The sequence below is a fragment of the Micromonospora pallida genome, from assembly GCF_900090325.1.
GTDB classification, from domain to species: Bacteria; Actinomycetota; Actinomycetes; order Mycobacteriales; family Micromonosporaceae; genus Micromonospora; species Micromonospora pallida.
On record NZ_FMHW01000002.1, the window covers coordinates 4,272,303 to 4,286,745 of the forward strand.

Genomic DNA, 14,443 nt, shown 5'->3' on the forward strand with positions numbered 1-14,443 from the left:
CCGCCGGCTGTACGGCTGACCGACCCGGCTGCGCGGCTGACCACCTCCGACAGCGCGCCCGACCGTCTCCGGCAGCCGGCTGACCGACCCGGCTGCCGGCCGGGCCGCCGCCGGCTCAGCGCAGGGCGGCGAGCGCGGCGTCGTAGCGCTTCCGCTGGTCGGTGCTGGTCTTGGTGCCCAGGTAGCTGAGCACCACGGTCCCCTTCCGGTACACGTCGGCACCCCACATGTCGGCCCGGTTCACCGCGTTCGCCTCGTCGGGGAAGACGTACACCGAGACGGCGTCGGTGACGAGCAGTTCGGCGCAGCCCAGCCCCGCGCCGTCCGGCCCACAATCGATCGAGCGGTCCCGGAGGCCGGAGACCGGCAGTTTCGCGGCCCGGAACGCGTCCACCACCTGCCGGGCACTCGGCGCGCCGGCCGAGCGGGTCGGCAGGACAAACGGTGGGGGCTTGGATCCGGGTCGCTCGGTGGGTCCGGCCGCTGGCGGCGGGGTCATCCGGCCGGCCCGGGGCGGGCCGCTCGGAGTCGCGCCGCCGTCCGGCGTCGCCGACGGGGCCGCTGCCGGCGAGGGCACCTCCGTCGGGGTAGCCCATCGGGGTGCGCTCGTCGGGGCGGCGCTGTCGGGCCGGTCGTCGGCGTCGTCACCGCAGCCGGCGACGGCGAGCACGAGAAGGGCGGCGAGGGTCAGGGTACGGGGCGCGGAGGTCACCCCTCGTAGTCTGCCGAACCGTCCCCAGTGGCGGGAGGGCCGGTCGGTCGGCACCGGGCGCGCAACGGCCTCGGTCGATCTTCGTACGACCGACCCGGCGGCTCGACCGCTTCACCTGGGCACGTTGGCCGGGGGCGGACCCGGTCCACGGTGAGGATCTAGGGTGGAGGCCATGGGGTTCGGCTGGGTGTCGTTGACCACGGACTACGGGCTCTCCGACGGGTTCGTCGCGGCCTGCCACGGGGTGATCGCCCGGCTGGCGCCGCAGGTACGGGTGATCGACGTGACCCACCTGGTGCCGCCGACCGACGTCCGGCACGGCGCGACGGTGCTCGCGCAGACCGTGCCGTACCTGCCGACCGGGGTACACGTGGCGGTGGTCGACCCGGGGGTCGGCACCAGCCGGCGCGGAATCGCGCTCGAGGCCCCGGGTGGCCTGCTGGTGGGACCGGACAACGGTCTGCTGGTGCCGGCCGCCGAGGCGCTCGGCGGGGTCCGCGCGGCGGTGGAGCTGACCAACCCGGAGTGGCTGGCCCCAGAGGTGTCCCGCACCTTCCACGGCCGGGACGTCTTCGCCCCGGTCGCCGCCCGGCTGGCCACCGGGGCGTCCCTGGCCGAGGCCGGCCCCCCGATCGAACCGGCCGACCTGGTCCGGCTACCCGAGCCGGTGCTGGAGGTGACCCCGACGGGCTTCACCGCCGAGGTGCTCACCGTCGACCACTTCGGCAACGTGCAGCTCGCCGCGCCCCCGTCCGCGCTGGTCGGCCGGCCGGCGACGCTGCGGGTGGGCGGGCACGAGGCGGTGCACGGACGGACCTTCGGCGACGCGCCGCCGGGCCAACTGGTGATCTACGTCGACTCGGCCGGCCAGGTCGCGGTGGCGGTGAACGGCGGCCGGGCGGCGGATCGTCTGAGGGTGCGCGCGGGCGATCGGGTTTCGGTCCGACATTCGGACTGAGCCAGATCCCCGGTGCCGGGACATCGGACACTATGGAATGCTTTGCGGGTGGGCGAGCAGTGGGTTCCAACGAACTGTCCCTGCTGCGGATTCCGGACGGGTGGGGGCACCTGTCCGGTCTGCTTCTGGACAGACGACGGTCAGGGTGACGCGGACGCCGACCTGGTTCGGGGCGGCCCCAACGGTGACCTGAGCCTGTCCCACGCCCGACTGAACTTCGCCATCTACGGCGCGAGCCACCCCCGCTACCAGGAGATGGTCCGCTCGCCCCACCCGGACGAGCATCCCTGACGCCCGCCGGACGAGCACCCCTGACCGACGGTCGGCCCGGTCCGGCACCGCCGACCTCGACCCGTCCGATCGGACACCGCTGACAACGGCCCGCCCGGTCGGACGCGCTGGCCCCGGCCCGTCCGCCCGGGCACCGCTGACAACGGCCCTCCTGTCGGACAGCGCTGGCCGCGGCCCGTCCGGTCGGGCACCGCTGGCGTCCGCCGTGCCCGGACGGGTGCCGCGAGGCAGGATGGACGGGTGCCCGAGGGTGACACCGTCTGGAACACCGCCCGCCTGCTGGACCGCGCGCTGGCGGGCGGCCGGCTGACCGGGTCCGACTTCCGGGTACCGCAGCTCGCCACCACCGACCTCACCGACTGGACGGTGCGCGGCTGCGTCAGCCGGGGCAAGCACCTGCTGCTCCGACTCACCGCCCCACCGACTCGCCGTCGGCGGCGGCTGGCCGGGACGGGGCCTGGACGCTCCACTCACACCTGCGGATGGACGGGGCGTGGCGGACGTACGCGCCGGACGAGCGGTGGACCGGCCGGCCCGCGCACCTGATCCGGGTGGTGCTGCGGACGGCCGACGCCGTCGCCGTCGGCTACCACCTGCACGACGTCGCCCTGGTGCCCACCGCCGGGGAGGACACACTCGTCGGCCACCTCGGACCGGACCTGCTCGGCCCGGACTGGGACGAGTCCGAGGCGGTCCGGCGACTCGCGAGCCAGCCCGACCGGCCGATCGGAGAGGCCCTGCTCGATCAACGTAACCTGGCCGGCCTGGGCACCGTCTACACGGCCGAGGTGCTCTTTCTGGCCGGGGTCAGCCCGCTGACCACCGTGGGCCGGGTCGAGAACATGCCCAGGATGGTTCGCCTCGCTCGACGCCTCCTGTGGGCCAACCGGGGCCGATCCGCTCGGGCGACGACCGGTGACCCGCGCCGGGGCCACAACCTCTGGGCGTACGGACGGCAGGGACAGCCGTGCCGCCGATGCGGAACGGCGATCCTTCAGGGCCATCACGGCTCAGCGCCGATGGCACGACTGGCCTACTGGTGCCCCTCCTGCCAACCACCCCACTGACCACGCGCACCACGCAGCACCCCGCCGACCCCCACAGCACCCCGCCAGCCCCCGCAGCACCCCGCCGGCCCCCGCAGCACCCCGTCGATCATGGAGTTATGGCGCCTAATTGGTGACGATTGCCAGGTTTGACTGGTGCCCCAACTCCATGATCGACGGGGCGGCGGGGGTGGGGGGCGGGGCGGGGGCGGGGCGGGGCGGGGGTGGGGGTGGGGGTGGGGGCACGGCGGGAGCGGGGGCGGGGCGGGGGTGGGGGCGGGGCGGGGCGGGGACCGGGTGACCTACGGGCGCCCCGCCTGTCGGTGGGACCGGGCCCGGACGGTCCCGCCAAATTGACACGATTGGGTAATTCCCCGACCCGGCCCATCTGTCGCATGCTGCGATTACGCGCTCACTCATCGTCAGCGCGGCGGTACGGGTACGACCGTTGGTCACACCGGGGTGGCGATCGTCGTACCCCCGTCACCGGGGACAGCCATGGCCCTCTTCCGCAGACTCCGCCCCGCCCGGTCCACGCCGGGGACGGTTCCGGCGGCCCGGAACGCCGCTCCCGACGCCCGCCAACGGACCGTCCCCAGCCGGGAAGCCCCGCCCGCCCGGTCCCCCACCCGGCGCGACGCCGGACCGGCCACGGTCCCGGGGACGGACCCGACCACCGGACCCGCCCCGACCACCGGAACGGACCCGGCCACCGGAGCGGACCCGACCACCAGGACGGACCTGGCCGCCACCGGGACGGACCTGGCCGCCGCCGCGCTCGTGCCGCCCAGCGTCGGGCTGGGGCCACCCACCGCCGCGCTGGACCCGGCCGCCGCGCCGCGCTTCTTCGGCCCAGAGCCGAACCTCGCCACCAGCCCCCGCCCCCGGCTCGACCCCGACGGCCGGGTGGTGCCCGGCACCGGCCTGCGCAAGTTCGTTGACGCTCTGCCCGGCCTCGGCCCCGAGCAGGCCAACGAGCTGGGCGGGTACCTGCCGGTGGCGGTGCCCGACACGATCAGTTTCCCGGGCTGCGACTACTACGAGATCGGGCTCCAGGAGTACGTCCAACGCCTGCACCGGGACCTGCCGCCCACCCGCCTGCGCGGATACCGCCAGCTCAACCTCGGCACCGACCAGCATGGGCACAACACCGTCCGGCCGCCCGCGCGGGCGTACCACCTCGGGCCGATGATCGTGGCCCGCCGGGACCGCCCGGTCCGGATCAAGTTCATCAACCAGCTTCCCACCGGACGCGCCGGTGACCTGTTCCTGCCGGTCGACCCGACCCTGCCCGGGGCCGGCATCGGACCGTTGGACGGGCCGGCGCCGTACCCGCAGAACCGGGCGGTGCTCTGCCTCCAGGGCGTGCGGACCGCCTGGATCAGCGCCGGCAACCCGACCCAGTGGGTTACCCCGGCCGGGGAGATCACCCCGTACCCGACCGGGCCGGGGCTGACCCACGTACCGGACATGCCGTCACCCGGCGCGGGCGCCACCACGCTGTACTTCCCGAACGACCAGAGCGGTCGACTGATGTGGTTCCACGACAACGCCCTCGGCCTGTCCCGGCTCACCACCCACTCCGGCCAGCTCGCCCCGTACCTGCTCACCGACCCGGCCGAGGAGCGGCTGGTTGACGAGGGTGTCCTTCCCGCCGATCAGGTTCCGTTGATGGTCACCGACCGGACCTTCGTCCCCGATGACGCGCAGCTCGCCGCCGAGGACCCCACCTGGGACCGGGACCGCTGGGGGGCCTGCGGCAGCCTGTGGTACCCGCACGTATACCAGCCCCGGCAGAACCCGTTCCGGCCCGACGGGCGGAACCCGATCGGCCGCTGGGACTACGGCCCGTGGTGTCGGCACCCGGAGGCCGCCGCGCACGGTCCGACGTCGAATCCGTACCACGACCCGGTCGCCGCGCCCGAGCAGCCGCCGCTGGCCCCGGGCGTGCCGCACCCGTCGGTGGTGCCCCACGTGTACGGGGACACCCCGCTGGTCAACGGCGCCGCCTACCCGTACCTGGTGGTCGAACCACGCGCGTACCGGTTCCGGATCCTCAACGCCTGCCCGGACCGGAGCCTGAACCTCCAGCTCTACCGGGCCCGCTCGGACGGGCCGATGTGGCACGCCGACGGCAACCTCGCCGATGCCGGGGCGGGCGAGGTGCCCATGGTCGAGGCGGTCCGCACGCCCGGTCACCCGACGTACTGGCCGACCGACGGGCGGGACGGGGGTGTCCCCGATCCGAGGTCCGCCGGCCCGGAGATCATCCGAATCGGCAACGAGTGCGGCCTACTGCCCGCCCCGGTGGTGCTGCCCAACCGCCCGGTCGGCTACCGGTACGACCGGCTCGACCCGGGCGTGCTCAACGTGGACGGGCACACCCTGCTGCTCGCCCCCGGCGAACGGGCCGACGTGGTCGTCGACTTCGCCACCGTGCCGCCTGGCAGCACGCTGATCCTGTACAACGACTGCCCGGCCCCGCTGCCCGGCGGCGATCCCCGGTACGACCACCACGCCGGATCGCCCGCCGCGGTGCCCGGGTACGGCCCGGACACCCGTACCCTGCTCCAGTTCCGGGTGGCCGGCACCCCGGCCGACCGGTACGACCTCGATCGGCTGCGGGACGAACTACCCGCCGCGTACGCCGCCAGCCAGCCGCCGCCGATCGTGCCGCAGCCCGCGTACGACCAGGCCTTCGGCACCCGGACCGAGCGGGAGACCGTGGTTCCGGCGAACGCCACAGCGGTCAGCTTCACCCCGGTCGGCGCGACCGGTCCGGTCACCCTGCCGGTGGTCGACCGGGCCGTCCGGCAGGTCTTCGAACCGGACCACGGCCGGCTGGCCGGCCGACTCGCCGCCCCGCTGGCCCGATCCGGCGACGACGGCGACGGAAGCTCCCTGCCCTGCCCTGGCGGCGACGGAAGCTCCCTGCCCCGCTCTGGCAGCGGCGACGGAAACCGACTGCCCCGATCCGGCTCGGCCGATGGCGAGCCGGTGCCTCGGGAGCCGGCGGACCCGCCCACCGAGATCCTGTATGCCACCGATCCGGCGGTGCCGGTCGGGTCGCCCACCGACGGCACCCAGCTCTGGCGGATCCGGGGCGAGGACCGGCTGACCCAGCCGCTGCACTTCGGCGGCGGCGACGTGCAACTGGTCAGCCGGGTCGCCCGGGACGGCACGGTACGCCCTACCCCGGCCGACGAGCGGGGCTGGAAGGAGACCGTCCGGATCGACCCCGGGGAGGACGTGGTGGTGGCGGTGCGTCCCGTCCCGCCCGGCCTGCCGTTCACCGTCGACGACTGCGTACGACCCCTCGACCCGACCGACGGCGACGCCCGCCCGGTCGGCCTGGGCTGGGAGTACCGGTGGCACAGCCAGCTTGCCGGGCTCCGCGACCAGGGCATGAGCCGTCCGCTGGTGGTGCGGGTCTCGCCCCGGGCGCCCACCGGCCTGACCGCGACCCCGGTGCCGGGCTCGGCCATCGCGCTGCCGGCGATCGCGCTGACCTGGACCGACAACGGCGATCGGCCGCCCGCCACCCGGCACCGGCTGGAACGGGCCACCAGCGCCACCTTCGCCGGGCCGGTCACCGTGCTCACCGTGGCCGCCACCGCGACCCGGTACGTCGACGCCACGGTCACCCCGGGCGTGACGTACCACTATCGGATCCGTGCGGAGAACGCGGTCGCCTGTTCGGTCTGGTCGAACAGTGTGCTGACAGCGGTCCGGCTGGCCGCGCCGACCGGGCTGACCGCGGTGGTGCCGACGACCGCGCCGCTACGGGTCGCGTTGCGCTGGACCAACCGGTCCTTCGCCACCGGCGTCGACGTGCAGCGCGCCACCAATCCGACCTTCACCAGTGGCCCCGCCACCACGGCCGTCGGGATCATCGACCACCACCTGGACCCGACGGTCGCCCCGGAGACCACCTACTACTACCGGGTCCGCACCACCTACCTCGGCACCGCCTCGCCCTGGTCCACGGTCGGCGTGGTGACCACCCCGCCGATGCCGAGGACCCCGACCATGGTGATCGCCACCGCCTGCGTGGCGGCCCCGGAGAGCGCCACGGTGGTCCTCCGCTGGACCTCCGGCACCGCCACCGGCACGGGCTGTGGATTCGTCGTCGAACGTGCCGCCGACTCGGCCTTCGCCCGGGAGCTGACGGCCTTCACCGTCTCCGGACGCGGCTTCACCAACACGGGGCTGGGCCGTGGGGTCACCTACTGGTACCGGGTCCGCGCGTTCAACGTGGTGGGCAGTTCGGCGTTCACCGCCCCGGTGCCGGTGACCACACCCACCTGAACCGCCCCGCCCTCGGCTCGCCTCCGCCTTGGTCGACTCCAGTTCGCCGATATCGGGGGTCACCAGGCGGGCGACACCCCGACATCGGCGAAAACGAGCGCCACCCCGGGCGGGGGCGGGCGCGGCGGAGGGATCAGTGGCTGGGTGCCTGGTGCGGGTCGCCGACCGCGCGCAGTTCGGCCAGGGCCGAGGCCACCCCGTGCAGCAGGTCGGTCGCCTCGGTCAGCCGGGACGCGGCCGGGTTCCCGGCGCCGGGGCGGGCGTCCTCGGCGACGTAGCCGGCCGCCGCGACGACCAGCCGCTCGTACGCGGACACTCCATCGTGCAACTGCCCGACCAGAACCGCGTGGGTCCCGGCCAGCGACTCGCGGGCCGGCGACGGGGCGAGGCGCATCGCCCGTTCCACGCTCGCCACCCGTTCGGCCAGGTCACGCAGGGAACGGTCGGCTGCCGCCGCCTCGAGCACCGCCGGGTCGGCCAGCCCGGTTAGTCGGCCGGCCATCCCGGCGAGGGTCAACGCGGCCCGGTCCAGCCGGGCCCAGGGTTCGGCGGCGGCGGTGCCGCGCAGCGCCATCCGGGAGCGGGCCCGGCGTACCTCGGCGAGCACGCCGGGGCCGGCGGGCAGGCGTTCCACGGCGGCGACCAGCCGGGCCCGGGAGCGGGCGGCGGCCTCGGCCGGGTCCAGTGGGGGCGGGGCCGGTCGCGCCGCGTGGGCGCGCAGGTCGACCCAGCGCCAGGCGGCCAGCACCAGGGCGCTGCCCGCCGCGCCGGCCCAGGCCGCGTCGGGCAGACCGAGCCCCGCGTACGGGGTGAGGATCGCTGCCGCGCCACCGAGCCCACCGGCCGTGACACTCCACCGTCGGGCGGACCGACGCAACCGGCGCAGCCGCCGGAAGTACTGCGCTCGCTCGTCTGCTGCCACCCGTACCTCCTCGACCGGGCCGCTCAGCTGGCGGCGCTGGTGTCCCCGGTGCTCCGGTCGCGGCCCATGCTGGCCCGGAGCTCGTCGAGCCGGGCGGCGGCGGCCGGGTCGGCCGCCGGGGTGGGCGACGCGACCGGTGCGGCCGGCTGGACGCCGGGCCGCTGCTGCCGGCCGGCGAGCTGCTCGCCGGCCATGCTGGCGCGGATCTGCTCCAGCCGGGACGACCCGGCCGAGTCGAGGGCGGACTTCTGGATCTCCAGCATCCGGCCCTCGACCGAGTTGCCGGCCAGCTCGGCGCGGCCCATCGCGTTGGCGTACCGCCGCTCGATCCGGTCGCGCACCTCGTCCAGGCTGGGCGTGTTGGCGGGTGCGGTGAGGGCGGACATCGACTCCAGCGAACGGGCCACGCTCTCCTGCATCTTGGCCTGTTCGAGCTGGCTGAGCAGCTTGGTGCGCTCGGCCAGCTTCTGCTGGAGGATCATCGAGTTGTTCTCCACCGCGCGCCGGGCCTGGGCCGCCGCGCCGATAGCCTGGTCGTGCAGGGTCTTGAGGTCCTCGGCGGCCTGCTCGGCGGAGACGAGCTGGGTGGCGAGAGTCTGCGCGGACTGCTCGTACCGCGTCGCCTCCGCCTCGTCGCCCTTGGCCCGCGCCTGGTCGGCCAGGACGAGGGCCTGACGAGCCATCCCCTGGAGACGCTCGACCTCGGACATCTGCCGGGAGAGCTTCATCTCGAGCTGACGCTGGTTGCCGATCACCGCCGCGGCCTGCTGCACCAGCGCCTGATGCTGGCGCTGGGCCTCGTCAATGGCCTGCTGGATCTGCACCTTCGGATCGGCATGCTCGTCGATCTTGCTACCGAAGAGCGCCATCAGGTACTTCCAACCCTTGACGAACGAGTTCGCCATCTCCGCGGTATCCCCTCAGTCGCGTCGCTGCGCCCGGTGACCTGTGCCGGACGGACCGCCCGGCACGCCGGCGGCGTTTCCATCGTCGCAGCCGGTCGCAACCGGTGCGGTCCTGGCGCTGACCGGATCACCTGCTGATCAACCCTACGCGGCCGGTGCCAGGGTCGACCACGGAGCGACCGGCCGCGCGGGAGGCGGTCAGGCGGCGCAGACCACGTCCCGGTCCCGCTCGGTCGGGCGGACCCGGGCAGTGCGCAGCGTGGCCTTGAGCGGCGAGTCCTGCCGGACGGCCACCGAGACCGAACCGTCGGCGGTGACCTGCCGGACCCCCTGCGGGGCGACCTTGCGGACCGCCGGTCGGGCCACCGGCTCGGCCGGCTGGTCGGCAACCGGCACCAGCACGCCCGGCATCTGCTCGGCCAGCGCCACGGTGTCGCTGACGTCGCGGAGCACCTCGGAGAGGCGGGCGCCGAGCGCGTCGCAGATGGCCGCGAGCAGCTCGCTGGAGGGCTCCTTCTGGCCGCGTTCGATCTCGGAGAGGTAGCCCAGGCTGACGTTCGCGGCCGAGGAGACCTCGCGCAGGGTGCGGTGCTGCCCCTGCCGGCGTGCCCGCAGTGCGTCACCGATCACCCGGCGTAGCAGGACCATCGCACCTCCTTGACGGGACCTCTGCCCGGCGACCGGATCATGCCGGGCGCGGTGAGCCGTCCCGACACCGAAACCGTACCGTCGGAGCCTTCCCGCAACCGTACCCGCTGTGGGCCTCCGCGACATACCACCCCGCCCGCACTCCGGACCGGCGGCGGTCAGCAGGGGGCCTCCGCGGCGGCTTTCCCGGCGGCGGCGATCCGCTCGGTGAGCAGCCACAACGCCTCGACGACCGTGGTCGAACGGATGTGGTCGCGACCGCCGTCGAGATGGAGTTCCCGCACCGCCGTTCCGTTCGGTCCGGCGACCGCGACGAAGACCAGGCCCACCGGTTTGCCGTCCTGTGGCTCCGGGCCGGCCACGCCGGTGGTCGCCACCCCCCAGTCCGCGGCGCAGCTCCGCCGCCCGCCCTCGGCGAGCGCGACCGCCACGTCCGGGTCGACCGGTCCGCGCTCGGCGAGCAGCCCCACTGGTACGCCGGCGAGCTGTGCCTTCAGCTCCGTCGCGTACACCACCAGCCCGCCCCGGAATATCCCGCTCACGCCGGCGATCTCGACGATCGAGGCGGCCAGTGATCCGCCGGTCAGCGACTCCACCGAGGCGAGCGTCTCCCCGCGCTCGGAGAGCCGGTGCACGACCCCGGCGGCCGGGTTGGTCGGCGACCGGTCGTCCGCGTCGTCCGGCCTCGTCGTCTCGTCGCCGTGAACCACCATGCCTGCCCTCCTTCCCACCGTTCGCCCAGGTCAACCGCGCCGTGGGCTACCGGGGAGGATTCACCGCGCGGTACGCAGCCGCACCGCGCGGGCGACATAGTCGAAGCCGGTGAGCACCGTTACCGCCACCGCGGCGGCCATGATCCACGGGCCGACGACGGCCACGCTTTCCGGCACCGGCCAGAGGTACCAGACGATGGCGATGATCTGCAGCGCGGTCTTGGCCTTGCCGCCCCGGCTGGCGGCGATCACCCCGTGCCGGATCACCCAGAACCGGATCAGGGTCACCCCCAGCTCCCGGGTGAGGATCACCAGGGTCACCCACCAGGGCAGCACGTCGTACCAGGAGAGCAGCAGCAGCGCGGCTCCGGTGAGCGCCTTGTCGGCGATCGGGTCGGCGACCTTGCCGACCGAGGTGACCAGCGCGAACCGGCGCGCGATCCAGCCGTCGACGAAGTCGGTCGCCGAGGCGAGGGCGAAGACCAGGCAGGCCGCTATCCGCCAGTCGACGTGCGTCATCTCCGAGACGACCACCAGCACCATGAAGACCGGCACCAGCAGCAGCCGCAGCGCGGTCAACGCGTTGGCGGCGTTGAGCACCGGCACCGGGGCCACCGGCGTCGGGTCAGCCGTCCCGGTCATGTCGACACCCCGATCCGCCGTTCGCGGTACCGCACCACCTGGCTCCCCCGCTCCGTCAGGGCCCGCCGTCACCGTGCCGCGCCGGGCGCCGCCGAGATCATCTCATCCGGAACCGCGATCAGGTCTACCCCTTCGGTGGAGGTAACCGTCGCCCGGACCAGATCGCCCGGACGCAGCGCGGTGAGATCGACCCCGCCACCGGACGGGGCGACCAGCGTGGTGGAGCCGTCCACCTCGGGGGCCTGGTGGGCTGCCCGGCCCTCGACCACGCCGTCGTCGACCGAGTCGACCAGCACCTCTACGGTCGAGCCGAGCCGCTCCTCGGCGCGCTGCGAACAGAGTTCGTCGGCGAGGGCGCTGAGCTTGTCGTACCGGCGCTTGACCGTGGCGGCGGAGACCTTGCCGGGCAGGTCGGCGGCCTCCGTGCCGTCCTCGTCGCTGTAGTCGAACACGCCGATCGCGTCGAGTCGGGCGGCGGTGAGGAACCGCACCAGCTCGTCGACGTCGGCCCGGGTCTCGCCGGGGAAACCGACGATGAAGTTGCTCCGGGCGCCCGCCTCCGGGGCCAGCGCGCGGGCGCTGGCGAGCAACTCCAGGAAACGGTCGGTGGAGCCGAAGCGCCGCATGCGGCGCAGCACCGGCTCGCTGGAGTGCTGGAACGACAGGTCGAAGTACGGGGCCACGCCCGGGGTGGTGGCGATCGCCTCGACCAGGCCGGGCCGGGTCTCGGCGGGCTGGAGGTAGCTGGCCCGTACCCGGACGATGCCGTCGATCGCGGCCAACTGCGGCAGCAGCTTCTCCAGCGCCCGCGGGTCGCCCAGGTCCTTGCCGTAGGAGGTCGAGTTCTCGCTGACCAGCACCAGTTCCCGGACGCCGGTCTTGGCCAGCCACTCGGCCTCGGCGAGCAGTTCGTCCGGGGTACGCGAGACGAAGGCGCCCCGGAAGGCGGGGATCGCGCAGAACGCGCAGCGCCGGTCGCAGCCGCTGGCCAGCTTGAGCGAGGCGACCGGGCCGGTGTCGAGCCGGCGGCGCAGCACCGGGCGCAGGTGTGCCGGGGTGTGCGCGTCGACCTCCGGGGTTGCCGGGCGGGCCGGGGTGGCGTGCCCGGGCAGCGACACCGCGCTGTCCCGCCGGGCCACCGGGGTCAGCGGCAGCAGTTCGCGCCGGTCACGCGGGGTGTGCGCGGCGACCGACTCGCCGTTGAGCACGGCGGTCAGCCGGTCGGAGATGTCCGGGTAGTCGTCGAAGCTGAGCACGGCCTGCGCCTCGGGGAGGCTGTCGGCCAGCTCCCGCCCGTACCGCTCGGCCATGCAGCCGGCCGCGACGACCCGGGCGCCGGTGTCGGCGGCGGCCAGCAGGGTCTGAATGGAGTCCTGCTTGGCCTTCTCCACGAAGCCGCAGGTGTTGACCACCACCACGTCGGCGCCCTCGCCGTCGGTGGTCACCTGCCAGCCGTCGGCGTGCAGGCGGGCGGCCAACTCCTCCGAGTCGACCTCGTTGCGGGCACAGCCCAGGGTCAGCAGGGCGACCCGGCGACCATCAGCGGGGGGCGACTGCTCCAGGTCGGGACGCGCCGAGCTGGATTTGTCGATCGACTGCTCCAGGTCGGGGCGCGGCGTCAGACGCGCCGAGCTGGAGTTGTCGATAGGGGCGGTGGCAGACACCACCCGAGGGTACCGGGCGGGGCGGGTCCGTCCACCGACGCCCGTCACCGCCACCGACCCCGGCGCAGCCCGCCGGGGCCCGCACGGCCGTCGGGTCAGGCCGCCACGGTGGCGGCGAGTTGGACGAGCCGGTCGAGGAGGAAGACCTCGGTGCCGCTCAGGCCGACCGAACAGAAGACGCTGACCTCGTCCCGGCCGGTCCGGCCGGCCCCCGCGCCGGACAGCACCGCGCCCAGGTCGGCCAGCCGCCCGGCGTACGGCGGCAGCGCGGCCAGCATCGGCGGGTCGTACGCGTCGGCCTGGGCGGGCGAGTCGGTGACCAGCACGTCGGCGACGTCGAGCAGGTCGGTGCCGAACTCGGCGCGTCCGTGCTGCTTGAAGCCGACGCTGTTGACGTGGGTGCCCGGGGCGAGGTCCCGGGCGTCGAGCACCGGGGTCGGGCTGGTGGTGGCGAGCACCACGACGTCCCGGTCGCGTACCGCCTCGGCGGCGCTGGCCACGGCGCGGGCCGGCACGCCCAGCTCGGCCCGGACCCGCGCGGCGAACCGTTCCCGGCCCGCCGGGGTACGGCAGTACACGGTGACCTCGCGCAGCCGGCGGACCGCCGCAGCGGCCCAGACCTGGGTCCACGCCTGCCCACCCGCCCCGACCACGCCGAGGGTCGTCGCGTCCGGGCGGGCCAGCGCGTCCACCGCCACTCCGCCCAGTCCCCCGGTTCGCCGCGAACCCAGTTCCGCGCCCACGGCCACCGCCCGGACCGCGCCGGTACGGCCATCGTGCAGGACGACGAGCTGCTCCGCCTCCGGGTGGCCGAAGGTGTCGTACGAGCGGAAGCCGTACCACTCGCCGGTGAGGTGGCCGGCGGTGAGCACCATCCGGCCCCCACCCAGCGGGGCGGACGCCCGGGGCGGGGCGACCAGCCGTCCCTCGTACGCGGCCAGCAGGGCGGCGCGCATGGCGTCGACCGTGCCGGGCCCATCGAGGACGGCGACCACCTCCCGGTCGGTGAAGAGCAGAGTCATGCGGCCCATCCTTGAACATGAAGGTAACTTCAGGTCAACCCCGTGGTTTCGATCACCGAGCCCGGTCGGCCCCGATCCTCGCCCGCCGCACCGGTGCTACCGTCGGCCCCGGCACCCCGAGCCGGGTGTCCCGGACGAGTGGTGGGCGTACCCGGTCACGCGAAGACGCCCCCGGACAGTGGTTGGTCCTCAACTCGTCCGGGCCGGTCCCGGACGCCTGCGTACAGGGGTGACTCATGGCCTGGCTCGTGTTGGTGGTCTCCGGGCTGTTGGAGACGGCGTGGGCGGTCGCGCTCGACCGGAGCGCCGGTTTCAGCCGACCCGTCCCGACGGCGGTCTTCGCGGTGACGATGGTGCTGAGCATGGCCGGTCTGGCGTACGCGCTCCGCGAGATCCCGGTCGGCACCGGCTACGCCGTCTGGGTGGGCATCGGCGCGGTCGGCACGGCGACCGTCGGCATCCTGGCACTCGGCGAGTCGGCCAGCCTGCCTCGGCTGGCCGCCCTGCTGCTGGTGGTGGCGGGTGTGGTGGGGCTCAAGGTGTTCCACTGAACCCGGTCCCGGCCCACCGCGACGGTGGGTAGGTGCCGCGTCACCGGCACGCGTAGTGCCC

The 14,443-nt window shown here is 74.5% G+C and carries 12 protein-coding genes, 1 pseudogene and 1 riboswitch; of the genes and pseudogenes, 5 read left to right on the forward strand and 8 right to left on the reverse strand.

Annotated features, from left to right (window positions below):
* Positions 1-115 precede the first annotated feature (115 nt).
* Positions 116-712 carry a hypothetical protein gene (locus tag GA0074692_RS17435; RefSeq protein ID WP_091645953.1) on the reverse strand — a complete coding sequence of 199 codons (597 nt, stop codon included), beginning with the start codon at positions 710-712 and terminating at the stop codon, positions 116-118.
* A 172-nt stretch (positions 713-884) separates the two neighbouring features.
* Here GA0074692_RS17435 and GA0074692_RS17440 point away from each other — a divergent pair, with 172 nt between their 5' ends.
* The 4 genes and pseudogenes from GA0074692_RS17440 (at position 885) to GA0074692_RS17460 (ending at position 7,315) form a co-directional block, all read left to right on the forward strand.
* Entirely contained in the window at positions 885-1,670 is a 786-nt protein-coding gene (locus tag GA0074692_RS17440) for an SAM hydrolase/SAM-dependent halogenase family protein (RefSeq protein WP_091653641.1), read from the forward strand.
* Positions 1,671-1,718: 48 nt separating this feature from the next.
* Positions 1,719-1,961, forward strand: a complete 243-nt coding sequence (locus GA0074692_RS17445; protein ID WP_091645955.1) for a CPCC family cysteine-rich protein — start codon at positions 1,719-1,721, stop codon at positions 1,959-1,961.
* A 240-nt stretch (positions 1,962-2,201) separates the two neighbouring features.
* Positions 2,202-3,028 (forward strand): annotated as a pseudogene (locus GA0074692_RS17450) (DNA-formamidopyrimidine glycosylase family protein).
* 477 nt (positions 3,029-3,505) lie between these two features.
* Entirely contained in the window at positions 3,506-7,315 is a 3,810-nt protein-coding gene (locus GA0074692_RS17460) for a multicopper oxidase domain-containing protein (RefSeq protein WP_141725321.1), read from the forward strand.
* Between the two features lie 133 nt (positions 7,316-7,448).
* Here GA0074692_RS17460 and pspM read toward each other — a convergent pair whose 3' ends face one another.
* The 7 genes from pspM to GA0074692_RS17495 form a co-directional block, all read right to left on the reverse strand.
* Positions 7,449-8,237, reverse strand: a complete 789-nt coding sequence (gene pspM / locus GA0074692_RS17465; protein WP_091645961.1) for a phage shock envelope stress response protein PspM — start codon at positions 8,235-8,237, stop codon at positions 7,449-7,451.
* 23 nt (positions 8,238-8,260) lie between these two features.
* Complete coding sequence (locus GA0074692_RS17470; RefSeq protein WP_091645964.1) at positions 8,261-9,142, reverse strand: PspA/IM30 family protein; 882 nt, start codon at positions 9,140-9,142, stop codon at positions 8,261-8,263.
* A 198-nt stretch (positions 9,143-9,340) separates the two neighbouring features.
* Positions 9,341-9,790, reverse strand: a complete 450-nt coding sequence (locus GA0074692_RS17475; RefSeq protein WP_091645967.1) for a helix-turn-helix domain-containing protein — start codon at positions 9,788-9,790, stop codon at positions 9,341-9,343.
* A 158-nt stretch (positions 9,791-9,948) separates the two neighbouring features.
* Positions 9,949-10,503, reverse strand: a complete 555-nt coding sequence (locus GA0074692_RS17480) for a CinA family protein (RefSeq protein ID WP_091645969.1) — start codon at positions 10,501-10,503, stop codon at positions 9,949-9,951.
* A 60-nt stretch (positions 10,504-10,563) separates the two neighbouring features.
* A complete protein-coding gene (gene pgsA, locus GA0074692_RS17485) occupies positions 10,564-11,145 on the reverse strand; it encodes a CDP-diacylglycerol--glycerol-3-phosphate 3-phosphatidyltransferase (RefSeq protein ID WP_091645971.1) in 582 nt (193 codons plus the stop codon).
* A gap of 68 nt (positions 11,146-11,213) precedes the next feature.
* Positions 11,214-12,707, reverse strand: coding sequence for a 30S ribosomal protein S12 methylthiotransferase RimO (gene rimO / locus GA0074692_RS17490; RefSeq protein WP_091653644.1), 1,494 nt, complete (start codon positions 12,705-12,707; stop codon positions 11,214-11,216).
* A gap of 197 nt (positions 12,708-12,904) precedes the next feature.
* Entirely contained in the window at positions 12,905-13,831 is a 927-nt protein-coding gene (locus GA0074692_RS17495; protein WP_091645973.1) for an ornithine cyclodeaminase family protein, read from the reverse strand.
* Between the two features lie 107 nt (positions 13,832-13,938).
* Positions 13,939-14,006: riboswitch (guanidine-III (ykkC-III) riboswitch) on the forward strand.
* A gap of 61 nt (positions 14,007-14,067) precedes the next feature.
* Between GA0074692_RS17495 and GA0074692_RS17500 the strand changes: the two genes are divergently transcribed.
* A complete protein-coding gene (locus GA0074692_RS17500) occupies positions 14,068-14,382 on the forward strand; it encodes a DMT family transporter (RefSeq protein ID WP_091645975.1) in 315 nt (104 codons plus the stop codon).
* The last annotated feature ends 61 nt before the right edge of the window (positions 14,383-14,443 follow it).